24 protein-coding genes and 1 pseudogene are annotated in these 23519 nt (G+C 68.3%); 17 read left to right on the top strand and 8 right to left on the bottom strand.

The window, feature by feature from the left end; all coding sequences use genetic code 11:
• The first annotated feature begins 179 nt into the window (after nt 1-179).
• Complete coding sequence (locus A5760_RS26590) at nt 180-332, top strand: hypothetical protein (RefSeq protein ID WP_155764231.1); 153 nt, start codon at nt 180-182, stop codon at nt 330-332.
• 42 nt (nt 333-374) lie between these two features.
• Here the strand turns inward: A5760_RS26590 and A5760_RS06720 are convergent, their stop codons facing one another.
• Nucleotides 375-704: a DUF732 domain-containing protein gene (locus A5760_RS06720; protein WP_064878934.1), complete on the bottom strand. Its 330-nt coding sequence runs from the start codon at nt 702-704 to the stop codon at nt 375-377.
• Between the two features lie 169 nt (nt 705-873).
• Here A5760_RS06720 and A5760_RS06715 point away from each other — a divergent pair, with 169 nt between their 5' ends.
• The 10 genes from A5760_RS06715 (at nt 874) to A5760_RS06670 (ending at nt 10586) form a co-directional block, all read left to right on the top strand.
• Nucleotides 874-2100 (top strand): methyltransferase, encoded by a 1227-nt coding sequence (locus A5760_RS06715; protein WP_064878933.1) that lies wholly within the window; start codon nt 874-876, stop codon nt 2098-2100.
• 133 nt (nt 2101-2233) lie between these two features.
• Entirely contained in the window at nt 2234-3040 is an 807-nt protein-coding gene (locus A5760_RS06710) for a hypothetical protein (protein ID WP_064878930.1), read from the top strand.
• Between the two features lie 119 nt (nt 3041-3159).
• Nucleotides 3160-3915, top strand: a complete 756-nt coding sequence (locus tag A5760_RS06705; RefSeq protein ID WP_064878928.1) for a dienelactone hydrolase family protein — start codon at nt 3160-3162, stop codon at nt 3913-3915.
• A 9-nt stretch (nt 3916-3924) separates the two neighbouring features.
• The gene (locus A5760_RS06700) at nt 3925-4197 is read left to right on the top strand and encodes a DUF6295 family protein (RefSeq protein WP_064878925.1); all 273 of its coding nucleotides are present in this window, start codon (nt 3925-3927) and stop codon (nt 4195-4197) included.
• A gap of 7 nt (nt 4198-4204) precedes the next feature.
• Entirely contained in the window at nt 4205-4975 is a 771-nt protein-coding gene (locus A5760_RS06695) for a DUF427 domain-containing protein (RefSeq protein ID WP_064878922.1), read from the top strand.
• A 403-nt stretch (nt 4976-5378) separates the two neighbouring features.
• Nucleotides 5379-6497, top strand: coding sequence for a WD40 repeat domain-containing protein (locus A5760_RS06690; protein ID WP_196772009.1), 1119 nt, complete (start codon nt 5379-5381; stop codon nt 6495-6497).
• A 161-nt stretch (nt 6498-6658) separates the two neighbouring features.
• The gene (locus A5760_RS06685; protein WP_064878916.1) at nt 6659-8284 is read left to right on the top strand and encodes a long-chain fatty acid--CoA ligase; all 1626 of its coding nucleotides are present in this window, start codon (nt 6659-6661) and stop codon (nt 8282-8284) included.
• A 19-nt stretch (nt 8285-8303) separates the two neighbouring features.
• Nucleotides 8304-8777 (top strand): SRPBCC family protein, encoded by a 474-nt coding sequence (locus tag A5760_RS06680; RefSeq protein ID WP_064878913.1) that lies wholly within the window; start codon nt 8304-8306, stop codon nt 8775-8777.
• 25 nt (nt 8778-8802) lie between these two features.
• The gene (locus A5760_RS06675) at nt 8803-9693 is read left to right on the top strand and encodes a class II glutamine amidotransferase (protein ID WP_064878911.1); all 891 of its coding nucleotides are present in this window, start codon (nt 8803-8805) and stop codon (nt 9691-9693) included.
• Between the two features lie 23 nt (nt 9694-9716).
• Nucleotides 9717-10586 carry a patatin-like phospholipase family protein gene (locus tag A5760_RS06670; protein ID WP_064878909.1) on the top strand — a complete coding sequence of 290 codons (870 nt, stop codon included), beginning with the start codon at nt 9717-9719 and terminating at the stop codon, nt 10584-10586.
• Between the two features lie 30 nt (nt 10587-10616).
• On the opposite strand, the gene A5760_RS06665 is transcribed toward A5760_RS06670, so the two are convergent.
• The gene (locus A5760_RS06665; protein ID WP_196772008.1) at nt 10617-11687 is read right to left on the bottom strand and encodes a patatin-like phospholipase family protein; all 1071 of its coding nucleotides are present in this window, start codon (nt 11685-11687) and stop codon (nt 10617-10619) included.
• Nucleotides 11688-11788: 101 nt separating this feature from the next.
• Entirely contained in the window at nt 11789-12232 is a 444-nt protein-coding gene (locus A5760_RS06660) for a lipoprotein LpqV (protein ID WP_064878906.1), read from the bottom strand.
• A gap of 116 nt (nt 12233-12348) precedes the next feature.
• Between A5760_RS06660 and A5760_RS06655 the strand changes: the two genes are divergently transcribed.
• Together A5760_RS06655 and A5760_RS06650 are read left to right on the top strand one after the other, a co-directional pair.
• The gene (locus A5760_RS06655; RefSeq protein WP_064878904.1) at nt 12349-12960 is read left to right on the top strand and encodes a cysteine dioxygenase; all 612 of its coding nucleotides are present in this window, start codon (nt 12349-12351) and stop codon (nt 12958-12960) included.
• Entirely contained in the window at nt 12957-13394 is a 438-nt protein-coding gene (locus A5760_RS06650; protein WP_064878902.1) for a rhodanese-like domain-containing protein, read from the top strand. Before A5760_RS06655 ends, A5760_RS06650 begins: the two co-directional genes overlap by 4 nt.
• Here A5760_RS06650 and A5760_RS06645 read toward each other — a convergent pair.
• Genes A5760_RS06645 through A5760_RS06635 form a run of 3 tightly spaced genes read right to left on the bottom strand, consistent with a single transcriptional unit; the run spans nt 13391 to nt 17024 of the window.
• Nucleotides 13391-15181: an alpha/beta hydrolase gene (locus A5760_RS06645; protein WP_064878900.1), complete on the bottom strand. Its 1791-nt coding sequence runs from the start codon at nt 15179-15181 to the stop codon at nt 13391-13393. The genes A5760_RS06650 and A5760_RS06645 overlap by 4 nt on opposite strands.
• Nucleotides 15182-15190: 9 nt before the next feature.
• The gene (locus A5760_RS06640) at nt 15191-15973 is read right to left on the bottom strand and encodes an enoyl-CoA hydratase (protein WP_064878898.1); all 783 of its coding nucleotides are present in this window, start codon (nt 15971-15973) and stop codon (nt 15191-15193) included.
• 13 nt (nt 15974-15986) lie between these two features.
• Complete coding sequence (locus tag A5760_RS06635) at nt 15987-17024, bottom strand: enoyl-CoA hydratase/isomerase family protein (RefSeq protein WP_064878896.1); 1038 nt, start codon at nt 17022-17024, stop codon at nt 15987-15989.
• 225 nt (nt 17025-17249) lie between these two features.
• Between A5760_RS06635 and A5760_RS06630 the strand changes: the two genes are divergently transcribed.
• The gene (locus tag A5760_RS06630) at nt 17250-18101 is read left to right on the top strand and encodes a Bax inhibitor-1/YccA family membrane protein (RefSeq protein WP_064878894.1); all 852 of its coding nucleotides are present in this window, start codon (nt 17250-17252) and stop codon (nt 18099-18101) included.
• A 109-nt stretch (nt 18102-18210) separates the two neighbouring features.
• Here the strand turns inward: A5760_RS06630 and A5760_RS06625 are convergent, their stop codons facing one another.
• Together A5760_RS06625 and A5760_RS06620 are read right to left on the bottom strand one after the other, a co-directional pair.
• Nucleotides 18211-19428, bottom strand: a complete 1218-nt coding sequence (locus A5760_RS06625) for an acetyl-CoA C-acetyltransferase (RefSeq protein ID WP_064878892.1) — start codon at nt 19426-19428, stop codon at nt 18211-18213.
• A gap of 93 nt (nt 19429-19521) precedes the next feature.
• A complete protein-coding gene (locus A5760_RS06620; protein ID WP_155764242.1) occupies nt 19522-20484 on the bottom strand; it encodes an SGNH/GDSL hydrolase family protein in 963 nt (320 codons plus the stop codon).
• Nucleotides 20485-20727: 243 nt separating this feature from the next.
• On the opposite strand from A5760_RS06620, the gene A5760_RS06615 reads away from it, so the two are divergent.
• The 3 genes and pseudogenes from A5760_RS06615 to A5760_RS26585 form a co-directional block, all read left to right on the top strand.
• Nucleotides 20728-21795, top strand: a complete 1068-nt coding sequence (locus A5760_RS06615) for an alpha/beta hydrolase fold domain-containing protein (RefSeq protein ID WP_064878889.1) — start codon at nt 20728-20730, stop codon at nt 21793-21795.
• A gap of 61 nt (nt 21796-21856) precedes the next feature.
• Nucleotides 21857-23263, top strand: coding sequence for a cystathionine beta-synthase (locus A5760_RS06610; RefSeq protein WP_064878887.1), 1407 nt, complete (start codon nt 21857-21859; stop codon nt 23261-23263).
• Between the two features lie 87 nt (nt 23264-23350).
• Nucleotides 23351-23519, top strand: a pseudogene (locus A5760_RS26585) (RDD family protein); the annotation flags it as partial.

Here is a 23519-nt window from a genome sequence, read left to right as displayed (position 1 = left end):
CCCGACCGTGCCTAGGGCGAGCGCACCGGCGTACACGTCCAGCGGGCGCTCAGGTTTGCGATTAAGCCGAATTGGGGTAGGCGTAGCGCGCAAGCGCATGCCCGTGGCGGTCTGATCGGGAAGAGCACTCGGGCGCTTACAGATTCAATACACACTCCACATACGTGGGAAGTCGCCTTATGAATGCTCCGTCCCTGAGCCAAGATCTGTACGGATTCGCCATCGAGCTGCGTCGCCTGGCCTACAGCATGCCCGGCGGGCACGAAGACCCGTTGGTCCGCCTGAGCGAGCGAATGGTCCACTGCGCCGAAGAAGAAGCCGGCAACCGGTAACCGATCGCCGGAGAGGGTCTGGGCTGGTAGCGGGCCGGCGCCCTACATTTTGCTGCGGAATTCGGGACAGCACGACGCCGTCGCCGCCCCGATCACCGTGCCGGCCCCGTTGGTGCTCACCCCGAGCGACTTCTGCACATCGTCGACGGTCTGGGCCATGGTGTCCCCGCCCGCCCAGTCCGCGCACACCGCATGCCCGACGTTGATCATCGTTTGATCGTTGCCGCTCGGCCAGGTGAGTCCCCGCTGGGTCAGCGCGCGCAGGAAGTTGTCGTCAGCCGGGTCGGCATTCGCCGCCGGGGCGGCGGCGAGGACGACCAACGCGGCCATGCCGACAGCGATCGAGCCGCGCAAGGATGTCGTGTTGTTCATTCGCTGACTACTCGCCGTGGGTGGTGCAGGAACCGAATCCTAATTGTGCCGCCCCGAATCGTCAGATCGGAACGAATCGGGGCGACTGATCCTGCGGCCGAATGTGGCAGGCGCAGTAAGTTCGTCGTACCGTTGCGCGATCTGCCACCGCGAAGGAGCCAGCGCCGAAGTGACCGAGGATCCGCGGAGCGACGGCGTCTCCCGCCAATACGATCGGTGGGAATATCCGCCCCCGGTAACCGATCTCGCGGCGTGGACCACCAACCACTGGGATTGGTTCGACCCCCACTGGGCCCATCGGATCTTGTGGCCCGACCGGGAATACAAGGCGGACCTGGACATCCTGGTGGCCGGATGCGGCACCTTCCAGGCGGCCGTGCTGGCCTACATGAACCGCGGCGCCAAGGTCGTCGCCATCGATGTCAGCCAGTCTGCGCTGAATCACCATCGGCAGCTGAAAGACAGGCACGGCCTGGACAACCTGGAACTGCTCTGGCTTCCGATCGAAGAGGTATCGGCGCTCTCGCGCGACTTCGACCTCATCGTGTCCAGCGGCGTCCTGCACCACATGGCCGACCCTTTGGCCGGGTTGACGGCGCTCGGCCGGTGCCTGCGCCGGGACGGGGTACTGGGCGTCATGCTCTACGCGAAGTACGGCCGGATCGGGGTCGACATGCTCGAATCGGCGTTCCGCGACCTCGGCTTGTCGCAGGACGACGCCTCGGTGCAACTCGTCGTCCAGGCGATCGCGACGCTACCGGCCGACCACCCCGTCCGCCCCTATCTGCAAAGCGCGCGCGATCTGATGTCCGAGGGCGCGCTCGTCGACACCTTCCTGCACGCCCGCCAACGCAGCTACACCGTCGACGAATGCCTGCAGCTGGTCGACTCCGCCGGGCTGGCGTTCCAGGGCTGGCTGCGCAACGTGCCCTATTACCCGCACGACCTCCTCGCCCCGGCCAGCCGGTTCCAGTCGGTGCTCAACCAGCTGCCCGACCCCAAGCTGTGGTCGGTGATGGAACGGCTGCAACCGGCGAACGCCACCCACTTCTTCCTCGCCTGCCGCCCGGACCGCCCGAAAGGGGACTACGCGATCGACTTCTCGGCGGTGGCCTGCCTCGGCTACGTCCCGCTGCTGCGCACGGCCTGCGTGTTGTCCGGCGACACCATTCACCTGCCAGGCGCGACGCTGAAGCTCAACCCGGCCCAGCTGCCCTTCGTCCAGCTCGTCGACGGCCGCCGCACCATCGGGCAGATCATCGAGGGCATGGCACAGCGCGGCGACGTCAGGCCGGAGGACAGGCAGCGGGTGCAGGACTTCGGGCTGACGCTGTTCCGGTCGCTGTGGCGTCTGGACTTTCTGGCGATGGCGCTGAACAACGCGCCATCCGCTTAACGCCCCGAATCTGTTGCGGCATAACATGTTTGACAGAGGCGGTCGCCGCCGGGCGCCGCCATTGTGCGCGCGGACCAACAGTTTGGCCTGCCGCCGACGGGCCCGCAAACCGTCATCCATACACTGACCCAGCATGGGCATGCTGTTCGGTCTCGCGCCGTGGATCGTGTATTGGGTACTCGTCGGTAACGTTCCGTTCGCCGCGGCCGTGCTGGTCGCGTTGGCGATCGCCGCCGCCAGCCTGGGCTTGGGGGGCGCGGTGGGCAGGAAGTGGCAGTTCTTCGATTTTGCTTCCGTCGCAGTGCTTTTGATTCTCGCCGTGCTGGCGTTCACGCTCGGCGATTCGTTCCTCGAGCGGTGGATACTGCCGCTGAGCAACGCCGGGATCTTCCTGGTGACGCTGATCGGGGTGCTGGTCGGCAAGCCCTTCATGGCCGAGTTCGCAGCCGCGGAACAAGCCGCCGACGTCGTCAAAACCGAGCTGTTCGGCCGGGCCGTCAAGATCCTGAGCTGGTTGTGGGTCGCGACGTTCGCCGCGATGACGGTGTCGTCGGTGATCCCGTCGATCGTGCAAGGTCCCGCCGGGCCCGCGGGGACCACCGCCGCCCTGATGCTGGACACGAAGACGCCACAGTCTTTCCTCTGCTACTGGATCATTCCCTTCGGGCTGCTGGGGCTCGCGGCGGTCGCGTCGCGACTGCTGCCCGACCGGATGCTGGTCGGCATCGACGACGTCGCGCGGGAAACCTCGTTCGTCGCGTACGACGAAGCCACCATCGACGAGCTCTACTACTTGGCCCAGGAACACGCCAACCGCGAGGTCGGCCCCGGCAAGGAGGCGTACGCCGTCAAGGTCGGCGGGATGGGAACTCCGTTGACCGGAGACGAGTCACGCAAGTCGTGGCCCTCGACCTACAAGGTGCGCGACAAGCGGCACTGAACCCGCAGCGCGATTGGGCTACGTTGGTTCTCGGCGGAGCGGCCCCGGACCTGCCGCAGCGCTCCGCATCCGGGTGGCCACCACGGGAATGCCCACCGGAGCGGAGAAAGGGAGTCGCGATGAACGCACCCGGCGCAGACGCCATCCGCGCAGAAACCATCACCATCACCGGCCACGGCGGCGACGAGATCGAGGCCTACCAGGCCGTGCCGCTCGAGCAGGCCTCGCGCGGCGGCGTCGTGTGGATCCACCACATGCCCGGGTATGACCGGGAGACCAAGGAGTTCGTCCGCCGGCTCGCCGTCAGCGGCTACAACGCCGTGGCGCCGAACCTGTACTCGCGCGAAGCCCCGGGCGCCGCGGCCGATGACGCGGCCGCCGCGGCGCGCGCCGCCGGCGGGGTGCCCGACGAACGATTGGTCGGCGACGTCGCGGGCGCAGTGGAGCAACTGCGCACGTTGGACGGCGCCAACGGCAAGTTCGGTGTCATCGGGCACTGCTCGGGCGGACGCCACGCCTACCTGGCGGCGTGCTCGCTGCCGTTCGATGCTGCGGTGGACTGCTACGGCGCCTTCATCGTCGAGGACCCGCCCGAGGGCATGCCCAAGGCCATGAAGCCGATCCTGGATCTGGCCGCCAACCTCAGCTGTCCGCTGTTGGGCCTGTTCGGGCTCGACGACCGGTTTCCGGCGCCCGCCGCGGTGGCCACCCTGGACGCCGAGCTCAACAAGCACGACAAGCCGCACGAGTTCCACTCCTACGAGGGCGCGGGCCACTCGTTCTTCTCCGTCGACCGCCCGGCGTACCGGCCGGAGGCCGCGGTGGACGGCTGGCGGCGCATCGACGAGTTCTTCGCCACCTACCTGAAGGGCTAGGCATCTCCCATGTGCACCTATCTCACCGAACATGTCGAGATCGAGGGCAGCGGCAAGGGCGCGACGGGATGGTTCGGCGCCAACCGCGCGACGGTGTATGTCGACCACCCCGTCCACGCTCCCTACGGCCACACCGTCAACATCGACGTGATCAACCCGCAGCTCGGCCCGTCGGCGCGGGTGGCCCTGGAACTGACCGAGGAAAGCGCGCTGGCGCTGGCCGACGCCATCCGCAAGGCCATCGGTCACGCCCCGGCCGGGCTGGCCTCCAAGGACCAGTAGGTCAGCGATGACCGCCGACACCGGTTACCCGCAGATGGCCGCGGCGCGCGGCAGGATCGAACCCGCCCCGCGGCGGGTCCGTGGTTACCTGGGCGACGCGCTGGTCTTTGACACCACCGCCGCCCGGTACGTGTGGGAAGTTCCGTACTACCCGCAGTACTACATCCCGCTCGACGACGTCCGTTCCGAGTTCCTGCACGACGAAAACCACGCCCAGAAGGTGCAATTCGGGGCGTCGCGGCTGTACTCCCTGGTGGGCGCCGGCCAGACGCATGAGTCCGCCGCGCGGGTATTCGACGCCGACGGCGACGGCCCGCTGGCCGGAACCGTGCGGTTCGAGTGGAATCCGTTGCGCTGGTTCGAAGAAGACGAGCCGATCTACGGCCACCCGCGCAATCCGTATTCGCGGGTCGACGCCCTGCGCTCGCACCGCCACATTCGCGTCGAGCTCGACGGAATCCTCTTGGCCGACACCACAACTCCCGTCTTGCTGTTCGAAACAGGTTTGCCGACAAGGTATTACATCGATCCGACCGATGTCGCCTTCGAGCACCTGGAATCCAGCCCCACGCAGACGTTGTGTCCGTACAAGGGGGTTACGTCGGGTTATTGGTCGGTGCGCGTGGGTGACGCCGTGCACGAGGACCTGGCTTGGACCTACCACTATCCGCTTCCGGCGGTCGGTCAGATTGCCGGTCTAATCGCTTTCTACAACGAGAAACTCGACATCACCGTCGACGGGGTCAGGTTGGCGAGGCCGCAAACTCAGTTCAGCTAGGGTAAACCCCCCGCGCCCGGGCGATGTGATGTATCCCTCGTCGGTCGCGAAACCTGAGAATTCCTTACATACGCAGCCGATAGCGCGCTCACGTGGGCTGTTAGCGGCGCGAGCGAAATCCGCCGGAAGCGGGTTTGCCCGACTTTCGCTACGGGTAAGCGACTGCGATACAGCGTGATTGGAAGTCTGAGCAGAACCTGAGTGCGCGGAGTGACGTAGCTAACGTCGAGCATCTCGAACTGCCGTGCGGCAATTTTGGGCCAGTAGACTACCGAAAACCAATCTCGTCAGCGCCTTTCGGTGCTGAAACCCGGTGAATCCGGAGGCCAAATCGTCGCACACGTACCGGCGGCTTCGCCACTTGACGACCAGAGCCGACAAACACAGCAAAGGCGGTGCCAGCGTGAACGATGTGAACGGCCCTACGGCCGCGCACGACGATCGAGACGCCCGAATTTTCGAGCTTGACGCCACCTCGGTGGTGCGAGTCCCGTTGCACAACGGCCCGATCAGCGATATCGACATCAGCCCGGACGGGCGCCGGCTGGTCGCAACGAACTACGGCCGCAACATGGTTTCGGTCATCGACGCCAACACGTGTCGTGTCTCCAGCACCGTCACCGGGCTGGCCGAACCGTTCGCGGTCACCATGAGCAGTGCGGACTCCAACTACGCCTACGTCAGCATCGCGACCGCCGGCTACGACGCCATCGAGGTCATCGACGTCGTCACGAACTGGCGTATCGCCACACACCGGCTCGCGAACAGCGTCAGCGACCTGACGGTGAGCCCGGACGGCAAATTCCTTTATGCCAGCCGGAACGCGGTTCGCGGCGCCGATGTGACGGTGCTGGACACCACCACCGGCGACCTCGAGGTCATCGACCTGGCGACCGTGCCGGGCACCACCACCGAATGCGTGCGGATCAGCCCCGACGGACGCCGGCTGTACGTCGGCATGAACGCCCCGACCGGCGGCAGTCTCGTCATGATCGAGACCCGGACGAGGTCCGACAATCGCCGGGTCGGCGGCCGGTCGCGCATCGTCGGCGTCGTCGACCTCGGTCTGCCCCTGCGCGATGTGGCGTTGAGCAACGACGGCGGCACGGCTTACGTGGCGAGCTGCGATCCGGTCGCGGGCGCGGTGCTCGACGTGGTCGACACCCGGGTCAACAAAATCGTCGGCACCCACAAGGTCCCGGAGATCACCGGCCCGCTCACGCGGATGACGCTCAGCCGCGACGGCGCGCGCGCCTACCTGGTCAGCGACGACCGCATCACGGTGCTGAGCACCCACCAGCAGGACGTCGTCGGAGAGGTCAAGGTGTCCGAGCACCCGTCGTGCGTGGTGGAGAGCCCCGACGGCACCCATCTGTACGTCGCCGACTACTCCGGCGTGCTCACCGCGGCGCGCATCTCCTCGACCGCGCCATCGCAGACCCGCGGCGGCGCGAGCGACCGGGACCTGTCGGTCGCCGGCTGGCTGCCCGAACTGCCGGAGTGGGAACCGGTCCTGGCCTAGGCCCGCCCGGTGCCGCGGGGCCCCCAAAGCGGCCCCGGCCGAACGGGATCCGCGCAATCGACCGTCAGTCTCCTCGGGTGCTGACACTCTCGCCGAATTCAGGCTTAGGGTGGAGGCGGCCGACGGCACACGTGTTGCCCCGAGACTAAGGCGGTAGATCAGTGGACGGCACGATGCAGGACTTTCCGTTGACCATCACCGCGATCATGCGTCACGGCTGCACCGTGCACGGGGAACGCACCGTCACGACCGCCACCGGCGACGGCTACCGGCGCACGACCTACCGGGAGCTGGGGCGGCAGGCCGCGCAACTGGCGAATGGCCTGCGCCGGCTCGGCGTCACGGGTGACCAGCGGGTGGGCACGTTCATGTGGAACAACGCCGAGCACCTCACCGCATACCTCGCCTTGCCGTCGATGGGAGCCGTCCTGCATACCCTCAACATCCGGCTGTTCCCCGAGCAGATCGCCTTCGTCGCCAACGAGGCCGAGGACCAGGTGGTGCTGGTCGACGCCTCACTGGTCAAATTGCTGGCACCCGTGCTGCCCGAGCTCGAGACCGTGCACACCGTGATCGTGGTCGGCGACGACACCGAGCCGCTGCAGGGATCGGGCAAGACCGTGCTGCGCTACGCCGACGTCCTCGAGGGCGAGTCCCCCGAGTTCGACTGGCCGCGCATAGACGAGAATTCCGCGGCCGCGATGTGCTACACCAGCGGTACCACCGGCAACCCGAAAGGCGTTGTCTACAGCCACCGTTCGAGCTTCCTGCACACGATGGGCGCGTGTACCACCAACGGCATCGGCGTCGGGGCCACCGACAGCGTGCTGCCCATCGTGCCGATGTTCCACGCCAACGCCTGGGGGCTGCCGTACGCGGCCCTGATGGCCGGCGCCGACTTGGTGTTGCCCGATTGCCACCTCGACCCCCGCTCGCTGGTCGCGATGGTCGAGGACCTGAAACCCACCGTGACCGGCGCGGTGCCGACCATCTGGAACGGCGTCTTGCATCACCTCGAGGACGACCCCGACCACGACATGTCGTCGCTGCGGTTGGTGGTCTGCGGCGGCTCGGCCGTCCCGGTATCGCTGATGCGCACCTTCGAGGAAAAGCACGACGTACAGATCCGGCAGTTGTGGGGCATGACGGAGACGTCGCCGCTGGCCACCATGGCGTGGCCGCCGCCGGGCACCCCGGAGGACCAGCACTGGGCCTTCCGCGGGACGCAGGGTCAGCCGGTCTGCGGGGTGGAGATGCGCATCGTCGACGACGAGGGTCACGTGCTGCCCAACGACGGCCAAGCCGTCGGCGAGGTCGAGGTCCGCGGACCGTGGATCGCCGGCTCCTACTACCTGGGCCGCGACGAATCGAAGTTCGACTCCGGCTGGCTGCGCACCGGCGACGTGGGCCGCATCGATGAGCGCGGGTTCGTCACCCTGACCGACCGCGCCAAGGACGTCATCAAATCCGGTGGAGAATGGATCTCCTCGGTCGAGTTGGAGAACTTCTTGATCGGGCACCCGGATGTGGTCGAGGCCGCCGTGGTCGGCGTTCCCGACGAGCGCTGGGAGGAACGGCCGCTCGCGGTGATCGTGGCCAAGGAGGGCGCGGCGGTGAGCCCCGAACAGCTGCGAAACTTCCTCGCCGACAAGGTCGTTCGGTGGTGGCTGCCCGAGCGGTGGACCTTCGTCGACGAGATCCCGCGCACCAGCGTCGGCAAGTACGACAAGAAAACCATCCGGTCGCGATACGCCGAGGACGAATACCAGGTGATCGAGGCGCACTGAGCTGAAAGGCGTTACACCAGTGGTACATTCGCTCGTCGTCGATCAATCCGTCCTCACCCCGGTCGCAGCCCGGGACGCTTTTCACCGAACGCTGCCCATGCCGCTCCCGACGCTTTTCCACCGCTGGTACGGGCCGTTCCCGCCGATCAAGGAAGTGCGCGAGCAGACCGGCGCCTGGGACGCGGCGGGCCAAACCCGGGTCGTGCACCTGGCCGGCGGGGCCAGCATGCGCGAGGAACTGACCAGCGTTGACCCGCCGCGGTCGTTCGGCTACCGGCTTTCGGAGGTCACCGGTCCGATGGCGCTGCTGGTCGACCACGTGCTCGGCGAATGGGTCTTCGCGCCGGCCGGTGGCGGTACCGAGATCACCTGGCGCTGGGACATCCGCCCGCGCTCGGCGCTGACGGCCTGGGCCCTGCCGGTGCTGGGCAGGATGTGGAAGGCCTACGCGCGCCGGGCACTGCACGACCTGTCGGCCATGCTGACGGGCTGACCCGCGACCGCTAGCGTGGGAAGCCATGTGCCGACTCTTTGGCCTGCACGCCGGGACGCACGCGTGCACCGCGACCTTCTGGCTGCTGGACGCCCCGGACAGCCTGGCTCAGCAGAGCCGGCGAAATCCGGACGGCACCGGGCTGGGCGTCTTCGACGAACACGGCCAACCGCACCTGTACAAGGAACCGATAGCGGCCTGGCAGGACGCCAAATTCGCGACCGAGGCGCACCGGATGACCGGCACGACCGTCATCGCCCATGTCCGCTACGCGACCACCGGCTCGCTCGACATCCACAACACCCACCCCTTCCTGCAGGACGGGCGGATCTTCGCGCACAACGGCGTCCTCGAGGGATTGGACATCCTCGACGAGCGGCTGCGTGAGGTCGGCACCGACGACTTGGTGTTGGGCGATACCGACTCCGAGCGGGTCTTCGCGTTGATCACCGCCGCGATCCGCGCGCGTGACGGCGACATCACCGCCGGGCTCACCGACGCGATGCAATGGCTCGCGGAGCACGCCTGGATCTACGCCGTCAACGTGCTGCTGAGCACCGCCACCGACATGTGGGCGCTGCGATACCCGGAAACCCATCACCTCTATATTCTGGATCGATCCGACGATGCGGCTTCGCGTGATCCCGAATTCGACTTGTGCACCAAGCGGATTCACGCCCGGTCGGAGCATCTGTGTGAGCGGTCATCGGTGGTGTTCGCCACTGAGGTGATGGACGACGAGCCACGCTGGCGGCTGCTGCCGGCGGGTGAACTCTTCCATGTCGATGCGGATCTGCAAATCCACCGCAGCATGATCCTGCCGGACCCGCCCAAACATCTGCTGCGTCGCGAGGACCTGAGCTCGCCGGTGGAGGAGTCGCAGCACGCCCTGCCGAACACCCGGCAACTGGCCTGATCCGGGCTGGCAAGCTAGACGACGTGACAACCAAACGCGCCCTGGTGCTGGCCGGTGGGGGGATAGCGGGAATCGCCTGGGAGACAGGTGTTCTGCGAGGCATCGCCGACGAGTCAGCGGCGGCGGCCCGGCTGCTGACCGAGTCGGACGTGCTGGTCGGGACCTCGGCGGGCTCGGCCGTCGCCGCGCAGCTGAGCAGCGGCCACACCCTGGACGAGCTGTTCGACCGGCAGGTCGCCGAGTCGTCGGCCGAGATCGATTCCGGGGTCGACGTCGAGACCATCACCGAACTGTTCCTGACGGCCCTGGGTGAGCCGTATGAGGACACGCTGGACAGGACCCGGCAACAGATGCAGCGCATCGGTGCCGTGGCGCTGGCCACCAAAACCGTTCCCGCGCCGGTGCGCCGCGACGTCATCGCGCGGCGCTTGCCGTCGCACGACTGGCCGGATTCCGAGTTGCGGCTGACCGCGATCGACGTCGAAACCGGCGAATTGACCGTCTTCGACCGGGACTCGGGCGTCGACCTGGTCGACGCCGTCGCGGCCAGCTGCGCGGTGCCCGGGGCGTGGCCGCCGGTGACGATCGCGGGCCGCCACTACATGGACGGCGGGGTCGCCAGCTCGGTCAACCTCGCGGTGGCCGCCGACTGCGCGACGGCGGTGGTGCTGGTGCCCTCGGGTGTCGATGCGCCGTCGCCGTTCGGTGCCGGGCCGGCCGCCGAGGTCTCGGCGTTTCCCGGCGCGGCGTTCGCCATCTTCGCCGATGCCGATTCGCTGGCCGCTTTCGGGCCCAACGCGCTGGACCCGGGCTGCCGCATCCCGTCCGCCCTGGCCGGACGCGAGCAAGGCCGCCGCGAAGCCGCGGCCATCGCCCGCTTCCTGGGGCTGTGACAGTGCTTGGCGCGCAAGCGATTTGAGCGCTCAGTGCTCGATCGCTGGCGGGACGTCCTGGTCGTCCTCAACTTCGAGGGCGTCCAGCGCGTCGTCCGCCAGCGCCCGGCCGGCCGCGATCACCTCCACCGCCCGGTGAAATTCCAGAGCCCGGCACGTCGAGCGCGGGATCTCGATATGCAGGTCGGGCGGATAGACCGCCAGGGTGTGGCGGGCCAAGGCGGCCTGGGCGATGTCGATGGTCCGGTTCATCACCTCGAAGCTGCCCAGTTTCGGCACGTCGGGTCCCACACCGACCAGTTCGCCGGTGTCGTCATCGGGCGCGGGCTGCTCGTCATCCTGGGGGTCCGCCCAGCTGTCCGCTTCACCGGCCGGTCCGCCCAGCCTGCTCAGCACCGCGCGCGCCGTCGGCCGATCGAGCAGCGACCGGGCGGCCGCCGTGTCGAGCAGCGCGGAGGTGCTGCGCACCATGCGGGTCAGCCACTCGACGGTGGCACCCGGCTCCGGCTCGCGGTTGCTGACCGCCTCGCTGCCGGACAGGCTCACCGCGATGGTCAGGTCCGCGTTGACCGCGGCGAGCGGGGCCAGCGGCAGCGGATCCAGGATGCCGCCGTCGGCGAGCAGCCGCCCGTCGACCGCGTGGGGTGCGATCACGCCGGGAATCGCGATGGACGCCCGGATCGCCTCGTCGAGGGGGCCGCGCTGAAACCATACGGACTTGCCCGCCAGCAGGTCGGTCGCCACCGCGGTGTAGGGAATGGGCAGTTCTTCGATGGCGACCGGGCCCAGGATGTCGCGCACCGCGTCGAGGATCTTGCCGGCCCGCATCACGCCGGCCGCGCTGATGGACGGGTCCAGCAGCCGCAGGATGGTGCGCTGGGTCAGCGACTTCGCCCACTCGGCGAACTCGTCGAGCCGCCCGGCCGCCTGCAGGCCGCCGACCAGCGCGCCCATCGACGAGCCGGAGACGCCGACGATGTCGTAACCGCGCGCCACCAGGGCCTCGATCACCCCGATGTGGGCGTAGCCGCGGGCGCCGCCGCTGCCGAGGGCCAGTGCCACCCGGGTCGGTTCCGATCGACGCGGAAGTTCGTCAGGCACCCCTACATTTTGCGCGGAGGCGCGCGGTCAGCGGGCGGCGCGGGCACTTTTTTCAGGCGTGATCCCAATTACGCGATGGCGAAAAATCCCCGGATGCGGTGCTACCCGCATTCGTCGTTGGCGGCGGCCCGCGCGGCGACGATCACGGCGGCCTGGCGGGCCAGCGTCAGCTTCGACCACGGCGCGTTCCAGCTGCCCGCGGTGCCCGCCGGGGACGCCTGAATCATCGACAGATACGGCTCGAACAGCGACGCATCCGTCTTGGGCTGGGCGTCCATCCACTCCTTCGCGGCGTGACAGGCCTGGTAGTACTCCTCTTCGGTCGAGTCCGCGGGGACGTCGACCCTGGTGGTCACGCCGGCGGGGGACAGGCCGACGGAGCCCGCGGGCGCCGAACCCGGGCCGTTGCCGACGCCGGATTGCCGCCCCGGCGGGGAGGAGGGGGCGCCGCTGTGGGCGCCGTGCGAGCACCCCGTGACCGCGAGGATGACGGCCGCGGCGACAACCGCGCCCCACCGCCGGGACCGAGCACCGCGCCAGCGCACGGTCTCAATCTATGCAACACTGGCGGCCGTGATGGAGCGCTTCGGATTTTGCGAGTGTTGTCGGCCGTAACACGCCGCCGCTTGTCCTATCCGTTTTCGCGTGAAAGCTCCTCTAAATGTCTGTACCCGTCGCCACCGCGGCTGCCCAGCGCCCGCGAACCTTCACCGCCCCGTCCGCCGGCCCGACCCGGCTGCGAGTGCCTGATCTGCTCTACGCCACCGACCAGGCCGCCGACGATGTGCTCAGCGGGCGTTGCGACCACCTGTTGCCGGCGGGCGGCATACCCGAGTCGCGGCGCTGGTTCACCCGCATCCACGGCGACGAGGAACTCGACGTCTGGTTGATCAGCTGGGTGCCCGGCCAGCCGACCGAGCTGCACGACCACGGCGGGTCGCTGGGCGCGCTGACCGTCATTTCCGGGTCGCTCAACGAATATCGTTGGGACGGAAGGGCTTTGCGACGCCGTCGGCTGGACGCCGGCGATCAGGCCGGATTCCCGTTGGGCTGGGTGCACGACGTGGTCTGGGCGCCGCGGCCGGTCACCGTGCCCGTTTCGCTGCCGGTCGCGGGGGCGCCGAGCGCCGCCGCCGCGCCGGTGCAGCCGACCCTGAGCGTGCATGCCTACTCGCCGCCCCTGACGGCGATGTCGTACTACGAGATCACCGACCGCAAGACGTTGCGCCGCGAACGCACCGAACTGACCGACCAGCCGGAAGGATCGCCATGAGCCGCATCGACGTCGTCTTGAGATCCGCCCGGCGCCGGTATCGCCGCCTGCCCGCCGTCGAAGTGCCCGATGCGCTGCGGCGCGGCGCGGTGCTGGTCGACATCCGGCCGCAGGCCCAGCGCTTTCGCGAGGGTGAGGTGCCCGGGGCGCTGGTGATCGAACGCAACGTCCTGGAGTGGCGCTGCGATCCCACCAGCGAGGCCAGGCTCCCCGAGGCCGTCGGCGACGACGTCGAATGGGTGATCCTGTGTTCGGAGGGCTACACGTCCAGCCTGGCGGCGGCCGCGCTGCTGGACATCGGCCTGCACCGCGCCACCGACGTCATCGGCGGCTATCACGCGCTGGCCGGCACCGGCGTGCTGAGCGAGCTGGCCGGGGGCCGGGTCGATCCGGTTTTCGCCGACACCGGCGGCACCGCGCGCCGCTGGCTCTAAGTCGTCTCGTCGGCGTGCAGCAGCGGGCGCAGCTTCGCGGTCTTGTCCGGCGTCCAGCCGGGCGGTGGCAGCACCGCCGCCCAGCCGTCGGCGACGTCGGCGACGTAGTGGTGGCCATGCCCGTCGGGTACGTCCACCGACACCGCCATGTCGGCCGACACCTGCAGGAACGTGACGACCGGAATCCAGCGCGTCTGCGGCAGCACGTCATAGCCGCGCGGCTCGTTCAGCCAGTCGGGCTTGCTGAACAACAGGTCCGGCGTCCACCATGCGATGGGATCCGACGCGTGCTGCAGGTACACCACCCGCGGGTGATCCCACGGCGCGTCGGGGCGCGTCAAATCCTTTGCGCGAGCGACGAATCGGACATACCGACCGTCCTGGTAGATCGGTAACCACTCCGGCGATCCACTGTCCCGCGTCGACGTCAGATCGGTCCAGATGGTGTTTTTGAAGGTCGGTCCGCTGAACAACGCCCCGTCGGTGCGCGCCAGCACGTTGTTCAGGCTCAAGAACGGCGCCTCGCCCCCGAACGATCCCAGGCTCTCGCCGAACACGACGAGCTTGGGCCGCTGCGCCTCGGGCATCTGGCGGATCAGCTTGTCGACGGCCTCGAAGAGCGCCTGCCCGGCGTGCCGGGCGTTCTCCTTGTCCACCAGGAACGACAGCCAGCTCGGCAGGAACGAATACTGCATGCTCACGATCGCGGTGTTGCCGTTGTACATATATTCCAGCGCCGTGGCTTCCGCCTCGTTAATCCAGCCGGTGCCGGTGGTGGTGCCCACCGCGACGACGGCGCGGCGCAGCCCGCCCATGCGCTGCAACTCCTGTGCCGCCAGATCCGCCGCCGCCGTGATGCCCTTCGACGAGTCCAATCCGGCGTAGGCCCGGATCGGCTCGGTGGCCGGGGCCCCGCTGAAGGCGGTGAGATCGGCGACCTTCGGACCGCCGCCGACGAAGATGCGGCCTTGGTGGCCAAGGGATTCCCACGACACCAGCGACTCCGGGCCGCCGGAGCGCAGCGGGGTTTTCGGGGGAGCGGTGTCGGGGCTCACCTCGTTGTTGGCCGAGGCGAAGGTGTCGTTCATGGTGCGCATCGCGAACTTGAGCACGACGCCGTTGAGCACGGCGACGGTCATGACCACCAGGGTGACGACCACGATGGTTGCCGAGAGCCGAAACGGCACGAACCGGTCCACCTGACCGACCAGAAAGCGGACCAGCCAGCGGGTGAATTGACCGAGCTCGACCACCGTGAACAACACCACCAGGGACAGCACGCCGGCCAGCGGGTAGTCGTACCATTTCAGGTGCTCCACGCCCATCAGGTCGCGCACGTCGTCCTGCCACACATGGAACCAGATCGCCATGAGTACCTGGCCCACCACGCCGATCGGGATCAGCACCTTCCACGCCCAGCGTGGCGGCGGCGGGCTGTGATCCTTTTCGCGCATGAACTGCACCAGCCAGACCGAAAAGACGCCCAGCCCATAGCCGATGGCGCCGGAGAGACCGCTGACCAGCCCCTGGAACAACGGGCCGCGGGGCAACAGCGACGGTGTCAGCGAAAGCCAGATGAAGATCACACCGACCGCGGTGCCGGTGAACGTGTAATGCCGTACCCACCAAGGTCTTTCAGTCCATGGCAGGATGGGGGCCGCGCGTCCGGCTCGCTCTGCCGCCGCCGGCCGCGCTGCGACGTCCGGCTTGGGCGCCGCGGACTGCTCGACGACGTCCGCCGACGCTTGGTCTGCCTCGGCGTGTGTCGCGGAAACCGGTTCGCTCATGCAAGCGTCCTAGCGGTGGGTGAAGTTCGGCGGGCGCTTCTCGACGAAGGCCGCCATCCCTTCAGACTGATCCTCGGTCGCGAAGGTCGAGTGAAAGAGCCTGCGCTCGTAGAGAAGTCCCTCGGCCAGGGTGGATTCGAACGCGCGGTTGACGGCCTCTTTAGCCATCCGGGCCGCCGAGCGCGACATCTGCGAAATGGTGGTCGCGACGGCCTTGGCCTCGGTCAGCAGGTCGTCGGCCGGCACCACTCGCGAGACCAGACCGCTTCGCTCGGCTTCTTCGGCGCCGATGGTGCGGCCGGTCAGGATGAGGTCCATGGCCTTGGCCTTGCCGATGGCTCGGGTCAGCCGCTGTGAGCCGCCCATGCCGGGCAGCACCCCGAGTTTGATCTCGGGCTGGCCGAATTTCGCTGTGTCGGCGGCGATCAGCACATCGCACATCATGGCGAGCTCGCAGCCGCCGCCCAGCGCGTGCCCGGCCACCGCGGCTATCGTCGGGGTGCGCACCGCGGCGAGTTTGCTCCACGGGGCGAAGAAGTCGGCGCCGAAGGCGTCGGCGAACGTCAGCCCGGCCATCTCCTTGATGTCGGCGCCGGCGGCGAACGCCTTGGCCGAGCCGGTGATGATGATCGCCCCGATGCCGGGGTCGTCATCGAAATCTGCTGCCGCGCTGGTGACTTCGTTCATCACCTGAGTATTCAGGGCGTTGAGGGCCTTCGGCCGGTTCAGGGTGATGACGCCGACCCGCTCTTCGCGCTCGACGAGGATGGTCTCGTAATTCGTGTCTGTCATCCAAACCGCCTTTCTAGAAACTCAAGTCGTCGTCGACCGGGGCGAAATACGCCTCGACGTCGGTCGCGGTGACCGCGGGCAGCTGCGCCGGCGACCATTGCGGATTGCGATCCTTGTCGATCAGCTGGGCGCGGATGCCCTCCACCAGATCGTGCGAGCGCAGAGACGCCGATGACACCCGATAGTCCTGCACCAGAACGTCTTTCAGTGTCGCGAGTTTGGCGGCGCGGCGCACGGCCGCCAGGGTCACCGACAGCGCAATCGGGGAACGGGTGGCGATCAGGTTGGCGGCGTCGTCGGCCGGACCCGCGTCGTGCCCGCGCAGCGCGGCGACGATGTCCTCGACGGTGTCGCCGGAATAGCACTCGTCGATCCAGTTGCGTTGCGCGGCAAGCTCACTGGCCGGTGGTTCGGTCGCGTACTTGGCGAGTGCGTCCTGGACACCGTCGGAGACCACCGCGCGGCGGAACGCCTCGACGTCGCCGTGCGGGACGTAGTGGTCGGCGAAACCCATGGCGATGGCGTCGGCTCCGGAGAACGGCGCCCCCGTCAGCGCGGCGTGCAGACCCAGCCCGCCGGGGGCCCGAGACAGCAGATAGACACCGCCGACGTCGGGGATGAAGCCGATGCCGACCTCGGGCATGGCGATCTTGGAGGTATCGGTGACCACCCGGGTGTTCGCGTGCGCGCTGACGCCGACGCCTCCGCCCATCACGATGCCGTCCATCAACGCCACGTACGGCTTGGGGAAGTCGGCGATCTGCGCGTTGAGCAGATACTCGTCGCGCCAGAAGCGTCGCGCCTCGACCCCGTCCTTACGCGCGCTGTGATAAATCGAGACCACATCGCCGCCGGCGCACAGTCCGCGTTCGCCGGCGCCGGACAGCACCACCGCGCGCACCGCGTCGTCGCCCGCCCAGTCGGTGAGGATGGCGCTCAGCGCGTCGACCATCGGCTGATTCAGCGAGTTGATCGCCTTGGGCCGGTTGAGCGTGATCAAGCCGACGCTTCCCTCGACTTCGGTCAGAACCTCATCGGATTCGTCGGTCACGCCCTCGCCTCCCTCGAGCCGGTCCAGTCCGGTCCAGCCTCGAGGAAGAAATCTAGATCGTCACGACCGACGCGGCACCCGCGGGTAAGGGTTATCTTTAACGCGACAACAACGGCGGAGACTATATCCACCGGAAAACGCCCAGGTCCGCTGGGAACCAGCGTGCAACGCCGATCGTTGAGATTGTGTTCGCACAGCTCGAAGCCAATTAGAGAGGATCCGACGGTGCGGGAGACAAGCAACCCGGTATTTCGTTCGCTGCCTAAGCAGAGGGGCGGATACGCGCAATTCGGCACTGGCGCGCCCCCGATGCAGGGCTATGGAGCCGACCCCTACGCGGCTCCCTACCCGGCCCCGTACCAAGAGGCCAAAGCTTCGCGTCCGCTGACCATCGACGACGTCGTCACCAAGACCGGCATCACGCTGGCCGTGCTGGCGCTGTCCGCCGTGGTCTCCTACTTCCTGGTCGCCCGCGACGTCGCGCTGGCCATGCCGCTGGCCCTGGTCGGCGGGCTGGGCGGCCTGGTCCTGGTGCTGGTGGCCACCTTCGGCCGCAAGCAGGACAACCCCGGCATCGTGCTGAGCTACGCGGTGCTCGAGGGGCTGGTCCTGGGCGCCATCTCGTTCGTCTTCGCCAACTTCTCGGTGTCGCACGCCAACGCCGGGGCGCTGATCGGCGAGGCGGTGCTGGGCACCTTCGGGGTGTTCTTCGGCATGCTCGTCGTCTACAAGACGGGCGCCATCCGGGTGACGCCCAAGTTCACCCGCATGCTGGTCGCCGCGATGTTCGGCGTGCTGGCACTGATGCTCGGCAACTTCGTGCTGGCGATGTTCCACGTCAACGGCGGAACCGGCCTCGGCCTGCGCAGCGGCGGCACCTTGGCGATCATCTTCTCGCTGGTGTGCATCGCGATCGCGGCGTTCAGTTTCCTGATCGACTTCGACGCCGCCGACCAGATGGTCCGCGCAGGCGCGCCGGAGAAGGCGGCATGGGGCATCGCGCTCGGCCTGACCGTGACGCTGGTCTGGCTGTACATCGAGATCCTGCGTCTGCTGAGTTATCTGCAGAACGACTAGCTCTGCCACAGAGAAAAACCGGCACGCCCATTGGCGTGCCGGTTTTTTCGTGTGTGCTGGCGTCGGGTGTGCGCTGAGGGCGCCACCCGACGGCCCGCGCTCGAGCGGCCTAGCTCAGCCGCTCGATCACCATCGCCATGCCCTGGCCGCCGCCGACGCACATGGTCTCCAGACCGAAGGTCTTGTCGTGCGTCTGCAGGTTGTTGAGCAGCGTGGTGGCGATGCGGGCGCCGGTCATGCCGAAGGGGTGGCCCAGGGCGATCGCCCCGCCGGACACGTTCAGCTTGTCCTCGTCGATGCCCAGCTCGCGCGCCGAGCCAAGCACCTGGACGGCGAACGCCTCGTTGATCTCGAACAGGTCGATGTCGCTGACCGACAGCTTGGCGCGCGCCAGTGCCTTCTTCGTCGCCTCGATCGGGCCCAGGCCCATGATCTCCGGGGACAGGCCGCTGACCCCGGTGGAGACAATGCGCGCCAGCGGCGTCAGGCCAAGTTCCTTGGCCTTGGTGTCGCTGGTGATCACCACCGCGGCGGCGCCGTCGTTGAGCGGGCACGCGTTGCCCGCGGTCACCGTGCCGTTGGGCCGGAACACCGGCTTGAGCTGGCTGATCTTCTCGTAGGTGGTGCCGGGACGCGGGCCGTCGTCGGTGCTCACGGTGGTGCCGTCGGGCAGGCTCACCGGCGTGATCTCGCGCTCGAAGAAGCCGCTCTTGATCGCTTCCTCGGCGCGGTTCTGGCTGCGCACCCCCCAGTGGTCCTGGTCCTCGCGGCTGATGCCGGTCAGCAGCGCCACGTTCTCGGCCGTCTGCCCCATCGCGATGTAGACGTCTGGGATGTTGTCGTCGGCGCGCGGGTCATGCCACTCGTCGGCGCCCTCGGCCGCGGCGGCCGACCGCTCCTGGGCCTCGCCGAACAGCGAGTTCTTGGTGTCCGGCCACGAGTCGGCGCTGCCCTTGGCGAAGCGGGACACGGTCTCCACACCCGCGGAGATGAAGGCGTCGCCCTCGCCGGCCTTGATCGCGTGGAAGGCCATCCGCGAGGTCTGCAGCGACGACGAGCAGTACCGGTTGACCGTGGTGCCCGGCAGGAAGTCGAAGCCGAGCTCGACGGCGATGACCCGCGCCAGGTTGAAGCCGGATTCGCCGGCCGGCTGGCCGCAGCCCAGGATCAGGTCGTCGATCTGGTGCGGGTTCAGCGCGGGCACCTTGTCGAGCGCGGCGCGCACGATCTGGACGGTCAGGTCGTCGGGGCGCATGTTGACCAGCGACCCCTTCATCGCGCGGCCGATCGGCGAGCGAGCAGTTGAGACAATGACGGCTTCAGGCATGGTGGTTCCCTTCAGATCCCTGCAGATCCCACAGATGGGGCTGGCTCGCTTCACCTTCGGGCGGTAGGTCCACCCCGACGGGCGAGAACAAATCTAGTCGCTGCCGACCTCGGGGCACGAAGACGGGGCAGGTCCGGGCGCCGGGCGCCGCCACAGCCGGGACATCACGCTGGTGCGAGTGTGCCCCTGGCCGAGCACCGGCGTCGCCGCCGGCACCGGCGAACTCAGCGGCGGGCGCTCCACCTCCTCGCCGAGCGCGTCGCAGAGCGCGAGCAGCAGCGCGTCGGCCGCGAGCGCATAGGCCGGCGCCGAGGGGTGGAAGCCGTCGGCGGAGAACATGGCGTCGGGGGTGGCGCGGAATTGCGGCGCCATCAGCTGCGCCAACGGCACCGGCACGCCGCCGGCCGACCGGACCGCCGCGGTCTGGGCGCGCGCAAGCTGCAGGCAACGCTCGTGCGCCAGCGACCGCAGCGGCTGCGGAATGGCGCTGATGAACCCGAGATCGGGGCAGGTGCCGACGATCACCACGGCGCCGCGGGCGCGCAACTTGCGGACGGTCAACCCCAGGCGCTGCGCCGACTGGCTGATGCCGTTCAGCGCGGTCACGTCGTTGGCGCCGACCATGATCACCGCGATGTCCGGCGGCGGGCCGGCCACGAACATCGCGTCGACCTGACCGCACACGCCCTTCGAGGTGGCGCCCACGATCGCCTTGGTACTAAACCGGATTCGTTTGCCGGTCTGCTCGGCGAGGCCGCGGGCGATCCGTACCCCGGGCACTTCATCGGCGCTCATGCAGCCGTATCCGGCGGCGGTCGAGTCACCGAACATCATCAGGTGTTGGTCTACCACCATGCCGCGATGCCACCGTTCCACCGGGCCGCCGCCGCGCACGTACACGCCGTCCGCGCGGGGCGGGATGTCCCAGGACTTGGGGATGATCGTGCGCGCGTGAGTGGCCTGGCCGACCAACAGACTGCGTGCCCCCAGGTAGGCGGTTCCTGTTGAGGCCAGCGCGCCCGCTGTGGCCAGGGCGATCGCCGAACGACGTGGCACCCGCATGGTCACGCAGTCAAGTTTAGAGCGGCTGCGAGTTTCGCGCGGGTGGCTGGAAAACGAACTGATTACGGTGCGAAGCAAAACTGGTATCGAATCAGCTATTTCATACGTTGCACTAAGCAACGCCTGTCAAGCTGAGATCAAGGGGTTGGCTGAGCGCCATGGCAAACGGCTGAACCAGACGCTCGGTCACCTCGTCACATGCTGTATCGCACTACAACGGCGTAGGAAGTGTTGAGCATGACTGCACCTAGTAAGGAATCGGGGTCATCGGCAAGTACCGTTCGGCCGCATGACGTTCTGAGAGCGCGTCGAGCCCAGGCACGCAAATTCGCCATCAGCGACGGCGCACCCGTCGAGGTCCTGGAATCCGGGCCCAGCGCCGCCGCGCGACTTGCGAACCTTACTTCGCGCCTGACCATCCGGCCGATCCTGTCCGTCGGCAGCCACGTCCCCAATTTGCCTTGGCCCTGGGGCCTGATCGACCTCACCGCCCGGGTGCTGATCCCGGCGTCGGCCACCGTCCGCGAGACCGTGAAGCTGCCCCATGCGTCGGCGCAGCTGGTCCGCGCGCCCGGGGTACTGCCCGCCGACGGCAGCCGCCGCGTGATCATCTACCTCCACGGCGGCGCCTTTCTGACTTGTGGGGCGAACTCGCACGGTCGGCTCGTCGAAACCCTGTCCAAGTTCGCCGACTCGCCCATCCTGGTGGTCAATTACCGTCTGCTGCCGAAGAATTCGGTCGGGATGGCGCTCGACGACTGTCACGACGCGTACCGCTGGCTGCGCCGGCGCGGATACGAACCCGACCAGATCGTGCTGGCCGGTGACTCCGCCGGCGGCTACCTGGCGCTCACGCTGGCCCAGCGCCTGCAGGAGGAGGGTGAGGATCCCGCTGCGCTGGTGGCGATCTCGCCGCTGCTGCAGCTGGCCAAGGAACCCAAGCAGGCCCACCCCAACATCGAGACGGATGCGATGTTCACAGCCGGGGCGTTCGATGCGCTCGCCGAGCTGGTGGCCGGGGCGGCCCAGAAGAACATCGTCGACGGGAAGCCCGAAGAGATCTACGAGCCGCTGGAGCACATCAAGCCCGGCCTGCCGCGCACGCTGATCCACGTGTCGGGCTCCGAGGTGCTGTTGCACGACGCGCGGCTGGCGGCGAGCAGGCTGGCCGCGGTGGGCGTGCCGGCCGAGGTGCGGGTGTGGCCCGGGCAGATCCACGACTTCCAGCTGGCCGCGCCGATGGTCCCCGAGGCCATGCGCTCACTGCGGCAGATCGGCGACTACATCCGTGAGGCCACCAGCTAGACGCGCAAACCGCGCGGAGAGTAGTTGTGCGCCGCGCGAAACCGCCTGAGACGATGAACGCATGCGGATCGCGCAGCACATCAGTGACCTCATCGGCGACACACCGCTGGTGCGCCTGAATTCCGTCGTCCCCGACGGTGCCGGCATCGTGGCGGCCAAGGTCGAATACCTCAACCCCGGCGGCAGCTCGAAGGACCGGATCGCGGTGAAGATGATCGACGCCGCCGAGGCCAGCGGACAGCTGCGGCCCGGTGGCACCATAGTCGAACCCACCTCGGGCAACACCGGCGTCGGGCTGGCCCTCGTCGCCCAGCACCGCGGCTACAAGTGCGTGTTCGTCTGCCCCGACAAGGTCAGCGAGGACAAGCGCAACGTGCTGATGGCCTACGGTGCCGAGGTCGTCGTGTGCCCGACCGCCGTGCCGCCCGAGCACCCGGACAGCTACTACAGCGTCTCCGACCGGCTGGTCACCGAGATCGACGGCGCCTGGAAGCCCGACCAGTACGCCAACCCGGAGGGCCCGGCCAGCCACTACGCCACCACCGGCCCGGAGATCTGGGCCGACACCGACGGCAAGGTCACCCACTTCGTCGCCGGCATCGGCACCGGCGGAACGATCACCGGCGCCGGCCGCTACCTCAAAGAGGTATCCAACGGCGCGGTACGCATCATCGGCGCCGACCCCGAGGGGTCGGTGTATTCCGGCGGCACCGGGCGGCCCTATCTGGTGGAGGGCGTCGGTGAGGACTTCTGGCCGCAGGCCTACGACCGCACGGTGCCCGACGAGATCATCGCCGTCTCCGACTCCGACTCGTTCGACATGACCCGGCGGCTGGCCCGCGAGGAAGCGATGCTGGTCGGCGGGTCGTGCGGGATGGCGGTGGTCGCCGCTTTGAAGGTCGCCGAGCAGGCCGGCCCCGACTCGATCGTGGTGGTGCTGCTGCCCGACGGCGGACGCGGCTACATGTCGAAGATCTTCAACGACGCCTGGATGTCGTCGTACGGGTTCCTGCGCAGCCGCCTCGACGGCTCCACCGAACAGTCCAGGGTCGGCGACGTGCTGCGCCGCAAGTCCGGGGAGCTGCCCGACCTGGTGCACACCCACCCGTCCGAGACCGTGCGCGACGCGATCGGCATCCTGCGTGAGTACGGGGTGTCGCAGATGCCGGTCGTCGGCGCCGAGCCGCCGGTGATGGCGGGGGAGGTGGCCGGCAGCGTCTCCGAGCGCGAACTGCTGTCGGCCGTCTTCGAGGGCCGGGCGAAATTGGCCGACGCGGTCGCGCTGCACATGAGTCCGCCGCTGCCGATGATCGGCGCAGGGGAGTCGGTCAGCGCGGCCGGCAAGGCGCTGCGCGATTGGGACGCGCTGATGGTGGTCGAGGAAGGCAAACCGGTTGGGGTGATCACCCGCTATGACTTGCTGGGATTCCTCTCCGACGGACCTCGGGGGCTGTCCGGGCGCCGGTAATTCGCGGCGCCGCGCGTCTCGCCGGGGCGCGACGTGCTCGGGTACTGTTTCGGCCTAGTTCGGCTGGACCCGAGTGGAAGGTTGCCCATGACCGATCAACCGCCGCCCGGCGGCTCTTACCCGCCACCTCCCTCGTCGCCCGGGCAGACGGGTGGTCAGGAGCCGCCGTCGGGTGGCCAGCAGATGCCGCCGCCTCCGCAGGCGCCCACCGGGTCCTATCCGCCGCCCCCGCCCCCGCCGCCCGGCGGGTACGACC

The organism is Mycobacterium colombiense (assembly GCF_001665835.1).
GTDB classification, from domain to species: Bacteria; Actinomycetota; Actinomycetes; order Mycobacteriales; family Mycobacteriaceae; genus Mycobacterium; species Mycobacterium colombiense_A.
Note: the sequence above shows the minus strand (reverse complement) of the source record. Positions and strands in the feature narration are given on the sequence as shown.

Bases quoted from the DNA above. Each gene is read 5' to 3' on its own strand.
- A5760_RS26590 (WP_155764231.1), top strand. From the start codon at position 180: ATGAATGCTCCGTCCCTGAGCCAAGATCTGTACGGATTCGCCATCGAG.
- A5760_RS06720 (WP_064878934.1), bottom strand. From the start codon at position 704: ATGAACAACACGACATCCTTGCGCGGCTCGATCGCTGTCGGCATGGCC.
- A5760_RS06710 (WP_064878930.1), top strand. From the start codon at position 2,234: ATGGGCATGCTGTTCGGTCTCGCGCCGTGGATCGTGTATTGGGTACTC.
- A5760_RS06705 (WP_064878928.1), top strand. From the start codon at position 3,160: ATGAACGCACCCGGCGCAGACGCCATCCGCGCAGAAACCATCACCATC.
- A5760_RS06700 (WP_064878925.1), top strand. From the start codon at position 3,925: ATGTGCACCTATCTCACCGAACATGTCGAGATCGAGGGCAGCGGCAAG.
- A5760_RS06695 (WP_064878922.1), top strand. From the start codon at position 4,205: ATGACCGCCGACACCGGTTACCCGCAGATGGCCGCGGCGCGCGGCAGG.
- A5760_RS06675 (WP_064878911.1), top strand. From the start codon at position 8,803: ATGTGCCGACTCTTTGGCCTGCACGCCGGGACGCACGCGTGCACCGCG.
- A5760_RS06655 (WP_064878904.1), top strand. From the start codon at position 12,349: ATGTCTGTACCCGTCGCCACCGCGGCTGCCCAGCGCCCGCGAACCTTC.
- A5760_RS06650 (WP_064878902.1), top strand. From the start codon at position 12,957: ATGAGCCGCATCGACGTCGTCTTGAGATCCGCCCGGCGCCGGTATCGC.
- A5760_RS06645 (WP_064878900.1), bottom strand. From the start codon at position 15,181: ATGAGCGAACCGGTTTCCGCGACACACGCCGAGGCAGACCAAGCGTCG.
- A5760_RS06640 (WP_064878898.1), bottom strand. From the start codon at position 15,973: ATGACAGACACGAATTACGAGACCATCCTCGTCGAGCGCGAAGAGCGG.
- A5760_RS06625 (WP_064878892.1), bottom strand. From the start codon at position 19,428: ATGCCTGAAGCCGTCATTGTCTCAACTGCTCGCTCGCCGATCGGCCGC.
- A5760_RS06615 (WP_064878889.1), top strand. From the start codon at position 20,728: ATGACTGCACCTAGTAAGGAATCGGGGTCATCGGCAAGTACCGTTCGG.
- A5760_RS06610 (WP_064878887.1), top strand. From the start codon at position 21,857: ATGCGGATCGCGCAGCACATCAGTGACCTCATCGGCGACACACCGCTG.